This is a genomic window from Arthrobacter sp. 8AJ (assembly GCF_902506025.1).
Lineage (GTDB): Bacteria > Actinomycetota > Actinomycetes > Actinomycetales > Micrococcaceae > Arthrobacter.
This window is the reverse complement of the sequence record NZ_LR733289.1, coordinates 2,630,963-2,647,395: the sequence shown is the minus strand read 5'-3', so window position 1 is coordinate 2,647,395 and position 16,433 is coordinate 2,630,963. Positions and strand designations below refer to the sequence as shown.

Genomic DNA, 16,433 nt, shown 5'->3' with positions numbered 1-16,433 from the left:
GCACGGCATGCCCTTCCTAGGGCCACGGCTGCATCGTCTTCCAGCAGTCCTTCAACGGGTCCGGCGGGAGCAAAATTGGGCGCGAATAGAACGCCTCCCACAGGGGGTCGTCGACCGGAATATCCTCCGGCTCATCGAGCGCTTGCTCTATGGGTTCGCCGTCGTGCAGCTCCACGCCTCCCGTTCCTGCGTAGTAGTTTTCCGGCACGGTCGATGCTGGCGGCGCAACCGGCAGACCCAGCCCTGGCGGCCAGTGGGTTGGTTCTGCATCCTGATGCTCTGGGTTGTAATGGCGTCCGGTGGGTGAAGTCCAGCCGGGCGGTTCGTGATTGTTGGCCGGCCCGGGTGTCCACCTGCTGTTGTGTTTGAGCCGGTGGTGCCTTGGGCACAGCTGAGCCAAATTACTTGCTCCGGTAACGCCGCCGTGTTGCCACGCTTGTAGGTGGTCGGTTTCGTTGTCGGGGGTGCGGTTGGTGCAGCCGGGGAACGTGCACTTGGCGTCGCGCATCCTGATCCAGCGTTTGATGGTTTCGGTGAGCCGGTCGTTTTTGCGGCCTATCTCCAGGGGTGCCCCGTCCCTGGGGTCGACGAGGACCCGGTAGAACGAGTCAGCCCCGTCGGCGACAAGTTTGCGGGCCATGGAGGCCGGAATCGGCCCGAAACCATCGAGCATTGCGGTTTCATCGGTCTGACCGAGCAGGGAGAATACGGGCACCATCACCAGGACGTCTGCCCGCGGGGTGGGGACCTGCCCGACCGCCGGGGGTTTCCCGGTCTGTGTGGTGTTCCCAGTGCCGAGAAGCAGTGATGCGGCGATGTCGGGGCGGAGTTGGGTGAGGGTGCGGGGTTCGTCGGGGCCTTGGAGTCCGCGGGCGGTGGCGGTGGTCCGGTTCCAGACGGCAGAGGCGGTATCTCCAGGAAGGTAGAGCGAGACCCAGGCCATGCCGTCCTTGTCGGGGGTGTATTCCATCCGCCGGTCGGCCAGTCCCTTTGCGTGGCGTTTCTCGATCGACTCGGGGTGGTGGCGTTCCCGCCAACCACGGACCTTCGCCCGGAACCGGGACGGAACGAGGTCGCCGGGGGCCGCGCCACGGGCAGGCTGGGGTGCGTCGGGGTCGAAGAAATGCGCAACCAACGCAACAGCACCAGCCCCATCGAGACTCTCGGTTTCGTCCGCGACAATCCGGGCGTGCTGCCACGACATGTCCCCGGCGGACAGTACATCGAACACCAGCGGCAGGGAACAAATCCGCCGCGACTGCTCCACGAACACCCCAGCCGCGGCAGAGCTGAGGGTCAGGACCCCGGCGATCTCCTCCACCGTCGACATCTGCGCGTAGGTGCGGTCCTGGACCGAAGCATCCGGCGGCGTCATCGCCTCCTGCAGTTCAACGGCCCGCGCAGCCTGCCGGGACTTTACCGCGGCGAGCTGCGCCTCCAGCCGGGCCATCAGCTCCAAGCCTTCCAGGCACAGCTCGTACCGGTGCTGCAGCACGTCAATATCGCCAGCCGCAGCTTTCAGCGCTGAATGTTCGAGGTTCCGGTCTTCAAGAGCGAGAGCATCAAGGGCAGCAACAGAGGTATGAACACCCTCCAACACCGCCCCAAGACCACCGCTGATTCCCATACCCACATCATCCAGCGTGGGTCTGACAATCAAGCCCCTACCGCGAAACCCCGACAGTCAAAACCGTCATGGCTCCAGCAGCCCTAAGCGCCTAGCCCCCGGCGAAGGGCGGCAGCACGTCCACGACGTCGCCGGGGCCAAGGACGGTTGCCTGGTCCCGCACGGCCACCTCATTGAGCAGGAAGCTGCTCCGCGAAAGAAGCCGGGGAAGCGGCGGAGTGCCCGCCGGAGGCTCCGCGCGCTCCACGGCGGCGATGGCTGCCAGCAGGTCCGCTACCGTGGCGCCCTCGGGCAGCTGGAACTTTTCTTCCTCGAAGCCGGCTGCAGCGCGCGCGGCAGCAAAATAGCGTACAAGCATCTGTGTCAGCCCCCGATGGCGCTCATGCTGCGGTCCGGCTGGACGAAGTCCGCAGCGTCAAGTCCCACGTGGTCCATGCCGTGGGCCTTTGGTTTGATCCACATGGCGTCCTGCCACCGCTGCGCCAGTTCCGCATCGGAGGCGCCCGCGCGCAGCAGGCCCAGCAGGTCGAACTCCTCGCGTGAGAACAGGCAGCTCATGATCTTGCCCTCGGCAGTAATCCTGGTGCGGCGGCAGTCGGCGCAGAACGGTTCGGTGACGGAGGCAATGATGCCCACTGTTCCCAAAACCGGGCTGTCGGTATCAGCGGAACCCGCCACCCGCCGTCGTACTTCAAACCGCTCCGCGGGAGCGCCGTCACGCGCCCGGGGATCCGGGGTGAGGACGTAGTCCCGGGACAGCAGTCCGCGGATTTCGGCGGCGGTGATCATGTTGCGCCGCGTCCAGCCATGGTCGGCATCGAGCGGCATCTGCTCAATGAACCGCAGTTCGTACCCGCGCTCCAGCGCCCACGCCAGCAGCTGTGGCGACTCGGCGTCGTTGATGCCCCGCATCAGGACCGCGTTCAGTTTGACCGGGCCCAGCCCGGCAGCCCAGGCAGCGTCCACGCCGGCCAGGACCTGGTTGAGGAAAGGGCGCCGGGTCAGCTTGGTGAACGTCTCTTCATGCAGCGAGTCCAACGACACGTTGATGCGGGTCAGCCCGGCGTCCTTGAGCGCCGCCGCCTTCTTTGCCAGGCCGACGCCGTTGGTGGTCATGGAGATCGGCAGGTCCGGGTGGTTGGCCCGCAGAGCCGCGATGATGTCCACCAGGTCATGCCGGACCAGTGGCTCACCGCCGGTCAGCCGCAGTTCCCGGACGCCCAGCTGCTCCACGCCGACCTTGACGATCCGCACGATTTCCCCGGCCGACATCACTGCCTGCTTGGCGAGCCATTCCAGGCCTTCCGCAGGCATGCAGTAGGTGCAGCGGAGGTTGCACTTGTCCGTCAGAGACAGCCTCATGTCCGTGGCGCGGCGGCCATACCGGTCCGCCAGTCCCGCCGGCGCATCCGCGGGCCGTCGTGCGGGGACGCCGGGCAGCGCCGATGCTGCTTCCTCCCGCGGCTGCGGCATGCCTAGCTGGACACTCATGAATTCAGGCTACGCCACGTTGCGCCGCGCATCACACCTGTGACCGGGAAGCGGAAGCACCTGGCGCATCCGGGGACATCATCCACGCGCGGAGCGCCGGCGAACCTATGCTGGAAGTTGTGAGGAGTTCCCGGCAAAGGCACGGAGCGGACGACGACGGCGCCGGCCTTGGGGAGCGTGCGGAAAGTCCCGTCCGGCACCGGGCAGTCCTGCGCACCGGGGCCCGCTGGGCCGCGGCTGCCGGAATAGGTGCAGCCGCCGGCGGCGTCGCCGTGGGGGAGCTGGCGGCAGGTCTTGCCAGCCCCTCCCTTTCACCGCTGACCGCTGTGGGCGGGGCTGTCATCGATGCCGTCCCGCCCGGTGTCAAGGACTGGGCCATCGCCCTCTTCGGCACGGCGGACAAGGCTGCGCTCCTGGCGGCCATGGCGCTGGCCATTGCCGTGCTGGCCGCAGTTGCCGGCGTCCTCGAGCGCCGACGGCGGTTCGCCGGTGCCGCCGTGATGGGCATCTTCGGGCTGGCCGGCGTGGCAGCGGTCCTGACACGGTCCCAGGTGACCCCTGCAGCCCTCGTGCTTCCGCTCCTGGCCGCGGCAGTCGCCGTCGTGCTGTTGCGTTTCCTGGCCCGGCGGCTGCAGGCGTGGGAGGACCTGGAACCTGGAGACGCAGGCCCGGAAGGCGAAGGCCCCGGCGACACAGGGCCTGCCGGAACCGGCACCGCCGCTTCCCGACGCAGTTTCCTCCAGGCCCTTGCCACCACTGCCGCGGCCACTGCTTTGGGCGGAGTGCTGGCGGGAATCTGGCGCGGCGCCGCCGCAGCGGTCAGTGAAGCCAGGGCACGCATTTCCCTTCCCCTGCCGGCGTCAGCCGCGCCGCCCATTCCCGCCGCTGCAGAGCCGGGCGTGGCCGGCATGCCGCCGCTGGTCACCCCGAACCCGGACTTCTACCGAATCGACACAGCGCTGGCTGTCCCCGCGGTCAGCCCGGAGACGTGGGTCCTCAAAGTCACCGGACGGGTGGCCCGCGAAGTCCAGCTTTCCTTCGCCGACCTCCTTGCCAAGCCCTTGGTTGAACGCCACGTCACCATTGCCTGCGTGTCCAATGAGGTGGGCGGGGACCTGATTGGCAACGCCCGCTGGCTCGGCTGGCCGGTGCGTGAACTGCTGGCCCTGGCCGGTCCCCAGCCGGGCGCGGATATGGTCCTCTCCCGAAGCGCCGATGGCTGGACCGCCGGAACGCCGCTGGATGCCCTGACCGACGGCAGGGACGCGCTGCTTGCCGTGGGCATGAACGGTGAGCCGCTGCCGCTGGAGCACGGCTTTCCGGTGCGCCTGGTGGTCCCCGGCCTTTACGGCTATGTGTCAGCCACCAAGTGGGTCACCGAGCTCAAGGTCACCAGGTTCGCCGACGACGCCGGGTACTGGACGCCGCGGGGCTGGTCCGCGCGCGGGCCCATCAAGACGTCGTCGCGCATCGACGTGCCCCGCAGCGGGCGCCCGGTCAGCGCAGGAACCGTGGTTTTCGGCGGAGTTGCCTGGGCCCAGCACACCGGCATTGGGAAAGTGGAGCTGCGGGTCAACCGGGGACCGTGGCAGGAAGCCGAGCTGGCCCAGGGCATCTCGGTGGACACGTGGTACCAGTGGAAGCTGGCCGTCCACCTCACCCCGGGGCAGTACGAGGTCCAGGTCCGGGCCACGAACCTGTTGGGTGAACCCCAGGACGAAACGGCGCGGCCCCCGGCGCCGGACGGAGCTACGGGATTCCACACGGTTAGAGTGGACGTGAAATCCTGATGGCCGCGACCAAAGGCGTACCCATGACCAGCCACCCCCACGGCAAGGCCGAGCCTGCGCGGAGCGTCGCTGCGCATGCGGCCGCCGTTGCGGAACTCCTCCAGCCGCTCCGCTCGCCGGAGCGCACGGAAGTCCTGCCGCTCATCCAGGCGCTGGGCCGCGGCCTGGTGGACCATGTCGCCGCTCCGATCAGCCTTCCTCCGTTCGCCAACTCGCAGATGGACGGGTACGCCGTCCGCTCGGGCGACCTGTCGGGCGCCGGCGCGGACCTGCGCATCGTGCCCCCGGTTCCAGCCGGGTCCAGCCCGCAGCCGCTGGCGCCCGGAACGGCCGCCCCGATCATGACCGGTGCCATGATCCCGGAGGGGGCTGACGCCGTCGTACCTATTGAAAAAGCGGTGCCGGACCGCTTCCCGGAGCCCGCCCCGGACGGCGCAGTGAACTGGAACGGCACAGTGAAACTGAACGGCACAGCGAACTGGAACGGCACAGTGAAACTGCCTGCCACCGCCCCGGGAACGTATGTCCGCGCCGCCGGCAGCGACATTGCTGCGGGGGAGCGGGCCCTGGCTGCCGGTACCTGCCTGGGGCCGGCGCAGTTGGGGCTGCTCGCCGCGCTGGGCATCCCGGAAGTGACGGTTTCTAAGGCCGCCACCGTCCTGCTTGTCACGACCGGGGACGAGGTGGTGGATCCCGGCCGGGACCTCGCGCCGGGCAAGATCTACGACTCCAACGGAACCCTCCTGGAAGCCGCCATGCAGCAGGCCGGGCTGACTGTCCGGCGCACCGCCATTTCCACCGACAACCCCGCGGAACTGCTCGCGCTGCTGCGCGCCGGGAGCCCGCGCGCGGACCTGATCGTGACCACGGGCGGGGTCAGCAAGGGCGCTTACGAGGTGGTGCGCCAGGCGATGGCAGGCCAGCCTGTCGAGTTCCTGCACGTGGCCATGCAGCCCGGTGGTCCCCAGGGAATCGGAACATTCGACGGCGTTCCCTTCCTTGGATTCCCGGGCAATCCGGTCAGCTGCCTGGTGTCCTTCGAAATGTTCCTCCGTCCCGCCCTGTCAGCATTCCTCGGGGCGCCGGCACCGAGGCTGCCCCTGCGTGCCCGCCTGGACCAGCCCCTGGCGTCCCCCGCGCACAAGCACCAGGTCCGCCGTGGAAGCCTGCAGCCGGACGGGACCGTGAAGCTGGAGGGCGGCGAGGGCTCGCACCTGATGCACGCGCTCGCCGGTTCCAACGTCCTGGTCCACGTTCCCGCCGGCGTAACGGAGCTCGCCGCCGGCGACGAGGTGGAAGTATGGATGTTGTGAAAGCAGAACAAACCCCCGCACTGACGCACCTGCGCCAGGACGGCAGCGCCCAGATGGTGGATGTTTCCGCCAAGGCAGAAACAACCCGCGAGGCCACGGCCACCGCCACGGTCCGGACCACCCCGGAGGTGATGCGGCTCCTGGGCACCGGGGGGCTTCCCAAGGGGGACGCGCTGGCCGTCGCCCGCGTCGCCGGCATCATGGCGGCCAAGAAGACCCCGGACCTGATTCCGCTGTGCCATCCGCTGCCCCTCGCCAAAGTCACGGTCGATTTCGACCTCGGCGAAGATGCCGTCTCCATCAGCTCCACTGTCAAGACACGGGGCGTCACGGGAGTGGAAATGGAGGCCCTGACCGCCGCGTCGGTGGCGGCCCTCAGCGTCTACGACATGATCAAGGCCGTGGACAAACATGCCGTCCTGACAGACATCAAGGTGCTGGCCAAGAGTGGCGGCAAGAGCGGAGACTGGGCCCTGTGACCACCCCCCACATCCTGCATCTCCCCGAACCGCACCGGCACGGCGACGTGCAGGGGCGGAAGGCCGGCGTCGTCATCGCCTCCACCCGGGCCGCCGCCGGCATCTACGACGACGAGACCGGACCGGTCATCACCGACTGGCTCACTGAACATGGCTTCGACGTCTTCCCGGCCATGGTGGTCCCCGACGGCGATCCCGTGGGCGCCGCCATCCGGGCGCTCCTCACCCAGCACCCCGCCGTCGTCATCACCAGCGGCGGCACCGGCCTCAGCCCGGACGACCGGACACCGGATGTCACCCTGCCGCTGCTGGACCGGGAAATCCCCGGCATCATGGAGGCGATTCGCCGCGCCGGCGCTGCCAAGACCCCGCTGGCTGCCCTCAGCCGGGGATATGCCGGTGCCGCCGGGCGTACCTTCATCGTGAACCTGCCCGGATCGCCCAAGGGCGTCATGGACGGGCTGACCGTCCTGGACCCGGTGATCGGACATCTTTGTGACCAGCTGGAAGGCGGACATGGGCACTGAAGCATTCGAAGTAGTGAGCGCGGTCCTAAGCGCGGAGCCCATCTCCGTGGACCAGGCAATCGCAGCAGTGGAAAGCGACACGGCCGGCGCCGTGGTCAGCTTCAGCGGCGTGGTGCGCAACCACGACGGCGGCAAGGCCGTTGAGCGCCTCAGCTACAGTGCGCACCCGACGGCGCACCAGGTGATGGCCGACGTCGTCGCGCGCCTCGTTGCCGAACAGAACGCCGAAGCAGGTGCCGGCACCGGACAGCCCGTCCGGATCTGGGCGGCGCACCGGATCGGGATGCTGGAGATCGGGGACCCCGCCCTGGTGTGCGCGGTGTCCGCCGCGCACCGCGGGCAGGCGTTCGCCGTCTGCTCCGATCTGGTGGACCGCATTAAGGAACAGGTGCCCATCTGGAAGGAACAGTTCTTCTCGGACGGCACCGTCGAATGGGTCGGCGCAGGCAGCTGACGCTGCTACCCGGACGGCCCCCGGGTGCGAGGTAACGCACGCCATCCGGTTCCTGCCCGCACCCGTCCCGCCGGTAGGGTTAATGCCATGACCGAACAACTCTCCGTTCCCAAGCTGGTGGCCGTCCTTGGTGCCAATGGACGCATGGGCGCCGAGGCCGTCAAGGCCATCGACGCCGCGCCCGACATGAAGCTCGTTGCAGCCCTGGGACGGGGTGACTCGCTGGAGCAGCTGGCAGCCTCATGTGCCCGGTACGTGGTGGACCTGACGGTTCCCGAAAGCACCGAAGCGAACGTCCGCTTCGCCGTCGAGCATGGCATCCACGCCGTGGTGGGAACCACCGGCTGGGACACGGGGCGGCTGTCCGCCCTGGAATCCCTGCTGGCAGCGCACCCGGAGACCGGCGTTCTCATCGCCCCCAACTTCGCCCTGGGCTCGGTGCTGGCCTCTGCCTTCGCCGCGAAGGCGTCCAAATACTTCGAATCGGTGGAGATCATCGAGCTGCACCATCCCGACAAGGTGGACGCCCCTTCCGGCACCGCAGTCCGCACCGCTGAGCTGATCGCCGCCGAACGCCGGGCAGCGCAGGTGCCGCCCAGCCCGGATGCCACCACCAGTGAACGTGCCGGCGCCCGCGGCTGTGAGGTGGACGGCGTCCGGGTCCACAGTGTCCGGCTTCGCGGCCTCGTGGCACACCAGGAAGTCCTCCTGGGTGGCCCGGGCGAACAACTGACCCTCCGCCACGATTCCTTCGACCGCGCCTCGTTCATGCCCGGCGTGCTCCTGGGCCTGCGCAACGTTGCCGCGCACCCGGGGCTGACCTTCGGCCTGGACGGCTACCTGGACCTGGGGCTCTAAGCCGTGAACGGGCTCCTTGCCGGCTTCCGGAAGAACCGCACCAAGATCTGGGTGGGCGCTGTGACGCTGCTGCTGGTCTTCTACCTGGTGGTGTCGTTCCAACGCTCACTCCTGCTCCTGACGGACAGCAACCTCACGGCCAAGGCCATCGGCGCCGCCTACCTGGTGCTGCCTGTGGTGGGTGCCTGGGCCCTGATCCGCGAGCTGATGTTCGGTGCCCGCACCGAGCAGATGGCCAAGGTCCTGGAAGCCGAAGGCGGGCTGCCCGTCGATGAGCTTCCGCGCACGCCGGGCGGCAGGATCGTCCGGGCCGCGGCGGACGCTGAATTCGAAAAGTACCGGGCCGAAGCCGAGGCCGCTCCCGATGACTGGCGTTCCTGGTTCCGCCTCAGCTGTGCCTACGACGCGGCTGGCGACCGCAAACGTGCGCGGGCGTCCATGCGTGACGCCGTGAAGCTCTTCACCGCCGCCTCCTGATACCGGCCTGCGCCAGCCCTGCTCCCGCAGGCCCCGCGCTCCGCGGCCTCCTGCGCCGTTTAGTGCGATGGGCATTTCTGCCCATCGCAGTCCGTTGCCGTCCGCGGTAGGTTTTGTTTAGTAAAGACTCTTTAGCTTTGGGGGAAAGCATGAGGTTGGCCATGTCCATGCCGCGGGCGTGGGCCAGCTGTACCCCAGGCCCTCTCCCCGGGCAGCCGCACCCATCCCTGCCACGCACCAGCGCTCCCTTGCCGCGTGCCGGGAAGCCGGAGGCTGCCTGATGCTGCACGCACCCCACCCTTGAACCGCCCGCACACCTGCACCCGTGCACCCAAGAACCCGCACCTTTGGACAGAAGGACCATCCATGAGCCACCCGAATTTCCCCAACCCATCGCAGAGCGGGCCGTCCGCTCCGCCCATTCCGCCGGCCCCGTCCACCTTCGGCGGACAATCCACTTTTGAGGGGCACTACCCCGGAGCTCCGCAGGGGGATTACCAGCCGGGGCTCCACGGCAGCGGCCCCTACCCGGACGGTCCCCGGAAGTCGTTCATGACAACCTGGATCCTTTCGCTGCTGCTGGGTAGCTTCGGCGCGGACCGCTTCTACCTTGGCAAGATCGGCTCGGGCATCGCCAAGCTCCTGACGGCCGGCGGCCTCGGCATCTGGGCCATCGTGGACCTGATCATCACCTTGACCGGAAACACCAGGGACAAGGATGGCCGCCCGCTTGAGGGCTACCCGGAGAACAAGAAGAAGGCCTGGATCATCACCGGCGTCGTCTGGCTCATCAGCATCATCACCGGAATCCTGCTGACCATCATGTCCGTCGCCATGATCGGAGCTGCCCTAGACAACCGGAAGCTCCCCGTATCTCCCGAGCTTCCGTCGGCCTCGCAGGCAGCGCCCAACCCGTCACGTGGAACAACCCCGTCGAACGGAGCCGCTCCGTCCAGTGGCGCCGACGCCGGTGCAAACTCCTTCGTTGCCACCGTGTCCGAAGGCAACACCGTCAAGATCAGCGTCCTCGATTCCATCTACACAGCCGAAATCCCGGGCATGACCTACATGCAGCCGAAGAACGGCGGTTTCCTCGCGGTCAAGGTGTCCTGGGAGACGCTGACCGGAAGCAGCTTCTCCAGCCCCTCGAATTTCAAGGTCTACGACGCCGAGGGCAAAGAGGGCGAACTGGTCTATCTTGACGATGGCATGGGCGCCCTGCCCACCGACGAGGTCGGTGCCGGCGATGTCCGCCAGGGCGTCATTGCGTTTGATGTGAAGAAGGGCCCCACCCAGGTTGTTGTCAACGATGACTTCGGCGACAAGACGGCCACCTTCACCCTGACCCCGCAGTAGCAGCCGAAGCACTGCAGCCGGTTTCAGAACGGAACCCGCGGCCCCACTTTCCGGTGGGGGCGCGGGTTCTTTTTCATTCCAGGGCGGGGCGAAGCCGGGCCAGACGAGGTACACGGCCTTGGTTCAGGAGAGGGCCTTGAAGCCGCCCCGGCCCACCACGGCCGCCGCATGGCCCGCCCATTCCAGCGGGCCGCGCCAGGACAGCCGCGCAAAGACAATGCCGACAGTGATGGCAGTGGCCGCCTGGGCAAAGTACATCCCGTCCTCCGTCCAGCCGGCAGGCAGGGGTTTCAGATAGAAGCTGGACACCACCCAGACGTGCACTGTGTACAGGGTCAGCGTCATGGCGCCGGCCCCGCGCAGCGGAAGCAGCAGGTCCAGGTCCACCCACTGCGCGAGGCGCCCCAGCAGCAGGCAGGCGCCAATGACTGCCGCCGCCACTGCCGAGGTGTGCAGCAGGTCAAGCGGAGTTCCCGAGTGCGGTGCGGCCGATGCCAGCCACCACCAGGAGCCCTCCTGGGGGATACCTGTCAGGTTGACCTGCAGCACGCTGCCCAGCGGATACCCCGGGGAATTGAGGACCTTTTCCAGCGCTGCCAGGCCGCCCCAGTCCTCCATGGCCGCTGCCCCCAGGGCCTTGGCTGCCACGGCCACCACCGTTCCGGCCGCCAGCAGCAGTATGGGAACCAGTGCCTTGGTGAGGGCCAGGCGGCCGATCAACAGTCCCACCAGCAGGTAGGACAGCCACTGGAACACCGGGTAGTACCCGGTAAAGAACACATCCGCGAGCAGCCGGGAAGGTGTTCCGAGGTCTTCCCAGCCCGGGTTGTGGCCCAGCTTCAGGGGAGGCTCAGGGGCAAGGAGCCAGGGCCGCATGAGGTATGCCAGCACCGGCGAGGCAAGGATCCAGCCACCGGCCCAGGCGCACAGCGGCTTCACGCCAAGCCCCAGGAAGGGGAGGATGCACAGGAACAGCACGGCGTAGTGGACCAGGATAATGGCCACGTTCACCTCCAGGCCGCCCAGGGTAAGTCCGACGGCGGCAATCACCAGGGCGCGCAGCGCCACACCGCGCCGGGCGGCGGAGAGCCCGGGGCCTGCCAGCGGCTTGTCCTTCCCGGTGGACAGGGCAAGTCCCACGCCGGCCAGCACGGCGAAGAGGGCGGCGGCGCGTCCCGAGAAGGTGAGGCCAATCCAGGTTGGCGTGAGGTTTGCATTCGATTCGAACGTCGGCAGCAGGTGGGTGGCCATCATGCCCAGCAACGCCACGCCGCGGGCGGCGTCGATGCCCCGGAGGCGCCCCTGTTGTTGCCTGCCTGGGGCCTTGCGGGACCGGGTGGCCGGGCTTCGGGACGTCATGACCAGATCGTCTCACATGCTGCTCCTGGGTCGCTTGTCACAGCGGGCGCCAGCGGTGCCCGGAGCGCCAGCATCCCTTGTATTCGAATATATGTTCGAATAGCATGTCGGGTATGGAAATGACGTCGTCCGGAGCATCCGGATCCAGGGGAGGAGCGGCCGGGGGAGCCGCCCATAAAACCAGCGGGCAAGGGCGCCGGCAGCCGGAAGCCCCGCCGGGCAGTCTGCAGGCGGCCCCGGTGCGGGAGGGCAATGTGCAGGCGGGTCCTGCATGGGAGGGCCGTGCGCCGGCAGGCGCCCCTCAGGCGGACCATGTGCAGCCCGGGAGCCTGCCGCGCCGTCACGCCCCGGACGTCCTTCCGCCCGGGGATCCTGGCGCCGCCGACGGGCCACTGAAGGCGATGAGTCCCGGAGTGGTGGACTACCTGTTCCGCCAGCTTGTTTCCGGGCGGCCAGCGGAGGACGTCGCGTGGGAACGGGAAGGCGTCAGCCTTGCGGCCCAGCCGGAGGGGGCAGAGCTGGCCCGCAGGCTTGCTGAAACGGATCTTGATGCCCTGACGCCCACGGAGTTGTTCCATTACGTGCGGGCGGCGCAGCGGCTCGCATCCTGGGCAGAGGGCCTTCGGCAGTCGGCGGTCGGCCGCTATTGCCATGCGGGGGCGGACGCTCCACGGCCAGAGCGGCGCCGTATTTGACGTTCGTCACGCCCGTGGCATTGTCCTAACCAGCCGGGGACAGGGTAACGTTTTTTCCATGGCTGACTCTTCCGCGCACATCCCTGCCCTCGGTACCCTCCTGACCGCCATGGTCACGCCGTTCACCAAGGACGGCGCAGTGGATTACGACCAGGCGGCAGCGCTGGCCAGCAAGCTGGTCGACGACGGCTGTGACGGCCTGGTGGTCACCGGCACAACCGGCGAGACCTCCACGCTGACTGACGAAGAGAACCTCGGCATGTTCCGCGCCGTGAAGGACGCCGTGGGCGGCCGGGCGGCCATCATTGCCGGGACCGGCACCAATGACACCGCGCACTCGGTCCACCTCTCCCAGCAGGCTGCTGCCCTCGGCGTCGACGGCCTCCTCCTGGTGACCCCTTACTACAACAAGCCCAGCCAGGCCGGTGTCCGCGCCCACTTCGAGACCATCGCCTCCGCCGTGGACGTACCCGTCATGCTGTACGACATCCCCGGCCGGTCCTCGATTCCGATCGAACCCGACACCATGATCCGGTTGGCGCAGCACCCCAACATCGTCGCCGTCAAGGACGCCAAGGCAGACCTCACCGCAGCCACCCGCGTCATGGCGGAAACCGACCTCCTGTTCTACTCGGGCGACGACGGGCTGACCCTTCCCTGGATGGCGCTGGGCGCCGTCGGCCTGGTGGGTGTCACCACCCACGTCGCCACCCGCCGCTTCCGCGAGCTCATCGACGCCGTCAACGCCAATGACCTTGGGACTGCGCGCAAGATCAACTTCGAGCTGCAGCCCGTGGTCCGCGCAACCATGACCCGTGTCCAGGGGGCCGTGGCAGCCAAACAGATTCTTAAATGGCAGGGAGTCCTGCCCAACTCGATTGTCCGTTTGCCCCTCGTGGAGCCGGACGAAACCGAGATCGAAACCATCCGCGGGGATTTGGCGGAAGCGGGGCTGGTCTTCTCCTGAGGCTAAGACCGGCACCCTTCCGCCTGGAAAGAAGTGCACTATGACCCAAACTGCCCTTACCGGCCTCGTCACCCCTCCGCGCCTGCCCCAGGGCACCCTGCGGATCGTCCCGCTTGGCGGGCTGGGGGAGATCGGCCGGAACATGGCCGTGTTCGAAATCGACGGCAAACTGCTGATCGTGGACTGCGGCGTCCTCTTTCCCGAGGAAACCCAGCCCGGCGTTGACCTGATCCTGCCGGACTTCTCGTACATCGAGGACCGGCTGGACGACGTCGTGGCCGTGATCCTCACACATGGCCACGAGGACCACATCGGCGCCGTGCCGTACCTGCTGCGCCTGCGCAACGACATCCCTCTGGTGGGCTCCCAGCTGACGCTGGCCCTGATCGAGGCGAAGCTGCAGGAGCACCGCATCCGGCCCTACACGCTGACCGTTGAAGAAGGCCAGGTGGAGAAATTCGGGCCGTTCGAATGCGAGTTCGTCGCCGTCAACCACTCCATCCCGGATGCCCTTGCCGTGTTCATCCGCACGGCCGGCGGCACGGTCCTGCACACCGGTGACTTCAAGATGGACCAGCTGCCGCTGGACGGACGCATCACCGACCTGCGCCACTTCGCCAAGCTGGGCGAGGAGGGCGTTGACCTCTTCATGTCCGACTCCACCAACGCCGACGTGCCCGGATTCACCACGGCCGAGAAGGAAATCGGCCCCACCCTGGAGCGGCTTTTCGGCCAGGCCACCAAGCGCATCATCGTGGCGTCTTTCTCCTCCCACGTCCACCGCGTGCAGCAGGTCCTTGACGCCGCTGCCAAGCACAACCGCAAGGTGGCCTTTGTGGGCCGCTCCATGGTCCGCAACATGGCCATCGCGGAGAAGCTGGGCTACCTGGACGTCCCTTCCGGGCTGATCGTCGACATCAAGAACATCGACAACCTGCCGGACAACCGCGTGGTCCTCATGTCCACCGGCTCCCAGGGCGAGCCCATGGCGGCCCTGTCCCGGATGGCAAACGGCGACCACCGCGTGGTGGTGGGCGACGGCGATACCGTCATCCTGGCGTCCAGCCTCATCCCGGGCAACGAGAATGCGGTGTTCCGGATTATCAACGGCCTCCTCAAGCTCGGCGCCGACGTGATCCACAAGGGCAACGCCAAGGTCCACGTGTCCGGCCACGCAGCAGCCGGGGAACTGCTCTACTGCTACAACATCCTCGAGCCGCTCAACGCCATGCCCGTGCACGGCGAGACCCGCCACCTGATCGCCAACGGCAAGATCGCCATTGAGTCCGGAGTCCCGGAAGCCAGCGTCATCCTTGCCGACAACGGCACGGTCATCGACCTCCGCGACCACCAGGCGGACATCGTGGGCCAGGTGGAGGTTGGATTCGTCTACGTTGACGGCTCCAGCGTGGGCGAAATCACCGACGCGGACCTCAAGGACCGCCGCATCCTGGGCGATGAAGGCTTCATCTCGATCATCACGGTTATCCACCGGGCCACCGGCAAGGTGGTGTCCGGGCCCGAGATCCACGCCCGCGGTGTTGCCGAGGACGATTCAGTCTTCGACGACATCATCCCCAAGATCAACGCGGCACTGGAAGAAGCAGTCCAGAACCACGCCGACCACACCAGCCACCAGCTCCAGCAGGTGGTGCGCCGCGTCGTGGGCACCTGGGTCAACCGCAAGCTGCGCCGCAAGCCCATGATCATCCCGGTGGTCCTCGAAGCCTAAGATTAGCTCCGCTGTCGCAGGGCAGGTTCGGAAGGCCCCGGTTCACCGTGAACCGGGGCCTTCCGCGTGTCCGGGCGGTGCGGCCGGCGCCCCCAACCGATGCGCTCCCCGGGCCCCGATATCCCCGGAATCACAGCATGCTTCCGGTACCGTGGCTACTATGGCCACACGTACTACTTCCGCGCCCAAAGGTACCGGCAGGGGCAGCTCCGGCAGCAAATCCGGGAGCTCCACAGCCCGCGGAACCGGCTCCACTGCCAGCAAGGCCGGGCGCGGCGGCTCATCCAGCACCGCACGCACGCGCCCGCTTCCCGCCGTCGAACACCACCAGCCGTGGCTGCTGCGCGTGGTAGGCGGGGCATGGCTGGGCATGGGCCACCTGGTGGGCGGGGGAGTGCGCCGCATCGGCCATGACGTCAGTGACCTTCCCGCCGAGGACCGCCGCGACGGCGCCGCGCTGTTCAACCTGGCGCTGGGGGTTTTCATCGCCACGTTCGCCTGGTGGGGCCTGACGGGCTGGTTCCCGGACGCCGTCTACGCCGTGGTGAACGGCACCTTCGGCTGGATCTCCCTGCTGCTTCCGCTCATGCTGTTCGTCTGCGCCTTCCGGTTGTTCCGGCAGCCCTCCGACGGCCGGGGCAACAACAGGGTGGGCATCGGCTTCCTGATCATGACGTTCGCCGGCTGCGGCCTGGCGCACATCCTGGGCGGCCAGCCCACCGTCGCCGACGGCTTCGACGGCCTCCGCAAAGCCGGCGGCATGCTTGGCTTCCTGGCGGCCACGCCGCTGGCCGCCATCCATCCCGCCGTTCCTGTGGCCCTCTACGGCCTGCTCGCCTTCGTGTCCCTGCTGATCATCACGGCCACCCCGTTCACGGCCATCCCGCGCCGCATCCGCGGAGCCTACGAGCACCTCATGGGCATCGACCTGATGGACCAGGAACGGCCCGACGTCCACGACCGCAGCTACCTGGAACGGACGGCCCCCGCCGCACCCCGCAAGAAGAAGCGCAAGCTCTTTGGCAAGGACCAGGAGTCCGAGCCAGGCCTTGAGGGCTACGTGGGCGACGAAGCGTTTGAGCACGCCGTCATTGACGACGACGAGCAGGAACCTGCCCGGCCCGCGCCGGGCGTGCGGCGGCCCACCCAGGCGGAGATCGCCGTCGAAAAAATCAAGGCAGCCCAGGGCCTGGGCGCCGCGTCGCAGGCGTCACTCCCGGACAACGCCACCGAGGCCATCCCACTGGTCATCCCGGGGGCTGCTGCTCCCGGCAAGCCCGCAGCAGCGCCCACCGTGCCCTCCAACCC

The 16,433-nt window shown here is 67.9% G+C and carries 15 protein-coding genes and 1 pseudogene; 12 read left to right on the top strand and 4 right to left on the bottom strand.

The genetic code is table 11. From position 1 onward, the window contains the following. Window positions 1–16: 16 nt before the first annotated feature. The 3 genes from BACI349Y_RS12330 to moaA all read right to left on the bottom strand — a co-directional run bounded on the left by BACI349Y_RS12330 (window position 17) and on the right by moaA (window position 3,118). Complete coding sequence (locus BACI349Y_RS12330; RefSeq protein ID WP_159632343.1) at window positions 17–1,627, bottom strand: HNH endonuclease signature motif containing protein; 1,611 nt, start codon at window positions 1,625–1,627, stop codon at window positions 17–19. A gap of 91 nt (window positions 1,628–1,718) precedes the next feature. Further along, window positions 1,719–1,985 carry a MoaD/ThiS family protein gene (locus BACI349Y_RS12325; protein WP_159632342.1) on the bottom strand — a complete coding sequence of 89 codons (267 nt, stop codon included), beginning with the start codon at window positions 1,983–1,985 and terminating at the stop codon, window positions 1,719–1,721. A 5-nt stretch (window positions 1,986–1,990) separates the two neighbouring features. Further along, window positions 1,991–3,118 carry a GTP 3',8-cyclase MoaA gene (gene moaA / locus BACI349Y_RS12320; protein ID WP_201302438.1) on the bottom strand — a complete coding sequence of 376 codons (1,128 nt, stop codon included), beginning with the start codon at window positions 3,116–3,118 and terminating at the stop codon, window positions 1,991–1,993. A gap of 119 nt (window positions 3,119–3,237) precedes the next feature. On the opposite strand from moaA, the gene BACI349Y_RS12315 reads away from it, so the two are divergent. The 8 genes from BACI349Y_RS12315 to BACI349Y_RS12280 all read left to right on the top strand — a co-directional run bounded on the left by BACI349Y_RS12315 (window position 3,238) and on the right by BACI349Y_RS12280 (window position 10,372). Further along, window positions 3,238–4,908 carry a molybdopterin-dependent oxidoreductase gene (locus BACI349Y_RS12315; protein ID WP_442858412.1) on the top strand — a complete coding sequence of 557 codons (1,671 nt, stop codon included), beginning with the start codon at window positions 3,238–3,240 and terminating at the stop codon, window positions 4,906–4,908. A 23-nt stretch (window positions 4,909–4,931) separates the two neighbouring features. Beyond that, window positions 4,932–6,221, top strand: coding sequence for a molybdopterin molybdotransferase MoeA (locus tag BACI349Y_RS12310; RefSeq protein WP_159632340.1), 1,290 nt, complete (start codon window positions 4,932–4,934; stop codon window positions 6,219–6,221). Beyond that, window positions 6,209–6,700: a cyclic pyranopterin monophosphate synthase MoaC gene (gene moaC / locus BACI349Y_RS12305; protein WP_159632339.1), complete on the top strand. Its 492-nt coding sequence runs from the start codon at window positions 6,209–6,211 to the stop codon at window positions 6,698–6,700. The genes BACI349Y_RS12310 and moaC overlap by 13 nt, the downstream gene beginning before the upstream one ends. After that, entirely contained in the window at window positions 6,697–7,227 is a 531-nt protein-coding gene (locus tag BACI349Y_RS12300; protein WP_159632338.1) for a MogA/MoaB family molybdenum cofactor biosynthesis protein, read from the top strand. The genes moaC and BACI349Y_RS12300 overlap by 4 nt, the downstream gene beginning before the upstream one ends. Beyond that, entirely contained in the window at window positions 7,217–7,681 is a 465-nt protein-coding gene (locus BACI349Y_RS12295) for a molybdenum cofactor biosynthesis protein MoaE (RefSeq protein ID WP_159632337.1), read from the top strand. Before BACI349Y_RS12300 ends, BACI349Y_RS12295 begins: the two co-directional genes overlap by 11 nt. Before the next feature lie 87 nt (window positions 7,682–7,768). Beyond that, window positions 7,769–8,539, top strand: coding sequence for a 4-hydroxy-tetrahydrodipicolinate reductase (gene dapB, locus BACI349Y_RS12290; RefSeq protein ID WP_159632336.1), 771 nt, complete (start codon window positions 7,769–7,771; stop codon window positions 8,537–8,539). A 3-nt stretch (window positions 8,540–8,542) separates the two neighbouring features. Continuing rightward, a complete protein-coding gene (locus tag BACI349Y_RS12285; protein ID WP_159632335.1) occupies window positions 8,543–9,016 on the top strand; it encodes a hypothetical protein in 474 nt (157 codons plus the stop codon). Window positions 9,017–9,382: 366 nt separating this feature from the next. Then, entirely contained in the window at window positions 9,383–10,372 is a 990-nt protein-coding gene (locus tag BACI349Y_RS12280) for a TM2 domain-containing protein (RefSeq protein ID WP_159632334.1), read from the top strand. A 123-nt stretch (window positions 10,373–10,495) separates the two neighbouring features. Here the strand turns inward: BACI349Y_RS12280 and BACI349Y_RS12275 are convergent, their stop codons facing one another. After that, window positions 10,496–11,731: a heparan-alpha-glucosaminide N-acetyltransferase domain-containing protein gene (locus BACI349Y_RS12275; protein ID WP_159632333.1), complete on the bottom strand. Its 1,236-nt coding sequence runs from the start codon at window positions 11,729–11,731 to the stop codon at window positions 10,496–10,498. Window positions 11,732–11,844: 113 nt separating this feature from the next. On the opposite strand from BACI349Y_RS12275, the gene BACI349Y_RS20290 reads away from it, so the two are divergent. From BACI349Y_RS20290 to BACI349Y_RS20285, 4 genes and pseudogenes are all read left to right on the top strand, one after another. Further along, window positions 11,845–12,426 (top strand): hypothetical protein, encoded by a 582-nt coding sequence (locus BACI349Y_RS20290; protein WP_236560814.1) that lies wholly within the window; start codon window positions 11,845–11,847, stop codon window positions 12,424–12,426. A gap of 58 nt (window positions 12,427–12,484) precedes the next feature. Further along, the gene (gene dapA, locus BACI349Y_RS12265; protein WP_141940780.1) at window positions 12,485–13,393 is read left to right on the top strand and encodes a 4-hydroxy-tetrahydrodipicolinate synthase; all 909 of its coding nucleotides are present in this window, start codon (window positions 12,485–12,487) and stop codon (window positions 13,391–13,393) included. 40 nt (window positions 13,394–13,433) lie between these two features. Next, window positions 13,434–15,125 (top strand): ribonuclease J, encoded by a 1,692-nt coding sequence (locus tag BACI349Y_RS12260; protein WP_159632332.1) that lies wholly within the window; start codon window positions 13,434–13,436, stop codon window positions 15,123–15,125. 160 nt (window positions 15,126–15,285) lie between these two features. Continuing rightward, window positions 15,286–16,433: pseudogene (locus BACI349Y_RS20285) on the top strand (DNA translocase FtsK); the annotation flags it as partial.

What these genes read in the sequence shown, in the direction of transcription:
- BACI349Y_RS20290 (WP_236560814.1), top strand. Translation starts at nt 11,845, where the DNA reads ATGGAAATGACGTCGTCCGGAGCATCCGGATCCAGGGGAGGAGCGGCC.
- BACI349Y_RS12295 (WP_159632337.1), top strand. Translation starts at nt 7,217, where the DNA reads ATGGGCACTGAAGCATTCGAAGTAGTGAGCGCGGTCCTAAGCGCGGAG.
- BACI349Y_RS12325 (WP_159632342.1), bottom strand. Translation starts at nt 1,985, where the DNA reads ATGCTTGTACGCTATTTTGCTGCCGCGCGCGCTGCAGCCGGCTTCGAG.
- BACI349Y_RS12330 (WP_159632343.1), bottom strand. Translation starts at nt 1,627, where the DNA reads ATGGGAATCAGCGGTGGTCTTGGGGCGGTGTTGGAGGGTGTTCATACC.
- dapA (WP_141940780.1), top strand. Translation starts at nt 12,485, where the DNA reads ATGGCTGACTCTTCCGCGCACATCCCTGCCCTCGGTACCCTCCTGACC.
- dapB (WP_159632336.1), top strand. Translation starts at nt 7,769, where the DNA reads ATGACCGAACAACTCTCCGTTCCCAAGCTGGTGGCCGTCCTTGGTGCC.
- BACI349Y_RS12280 (WP_159632334.1), top strand. Translation starts at nt 9,383, where the DNA reads ATGAGCCACCCGAATTTCCCCAACCCATCGCAGAGCGGGCCGTCCGCT.
- moaA (WP_201302438.1), bottom strand. Translation starts at nt 3,118, where the DNA reads ATGAGTGTCCAGCTAGGCATGCCGCAGCCGCGGGAGGAAGCAGCATCG.
- BACI349Y_RS12260 (WP_159632332.1), top strand. Translation starts at nt 13,434, where the DNA reads ATGACCCAAACTGCCCTTACCGGCCTCGTCACCCCTCCGCGCCTGCCC.
- BACI349Y_RS12275 (WP_159632333.1), bottom strand. Translation starts at nt 11,731, where the DNA reads ATGACGTCCCGAAGCCCGGCCACCCGGTCCCGCAAGGCCCCAGGCAGG.
- BACI349Y_RS12310 (WP_159632340.1), top strand. Translation starts at nt 4,932, where the DNA reads ATGACCAGCCACCCCCACGGCAAGGCCGAGCCTGCGCGGAGCGTCGCT.
- moaC (WP_159632339.1), top strand. Translation starts at nt 6,209, where the DNA reads ATGGATGTTGTGAAAGCAGAACAAACCCCCGCACTGACGCACCTGCGC.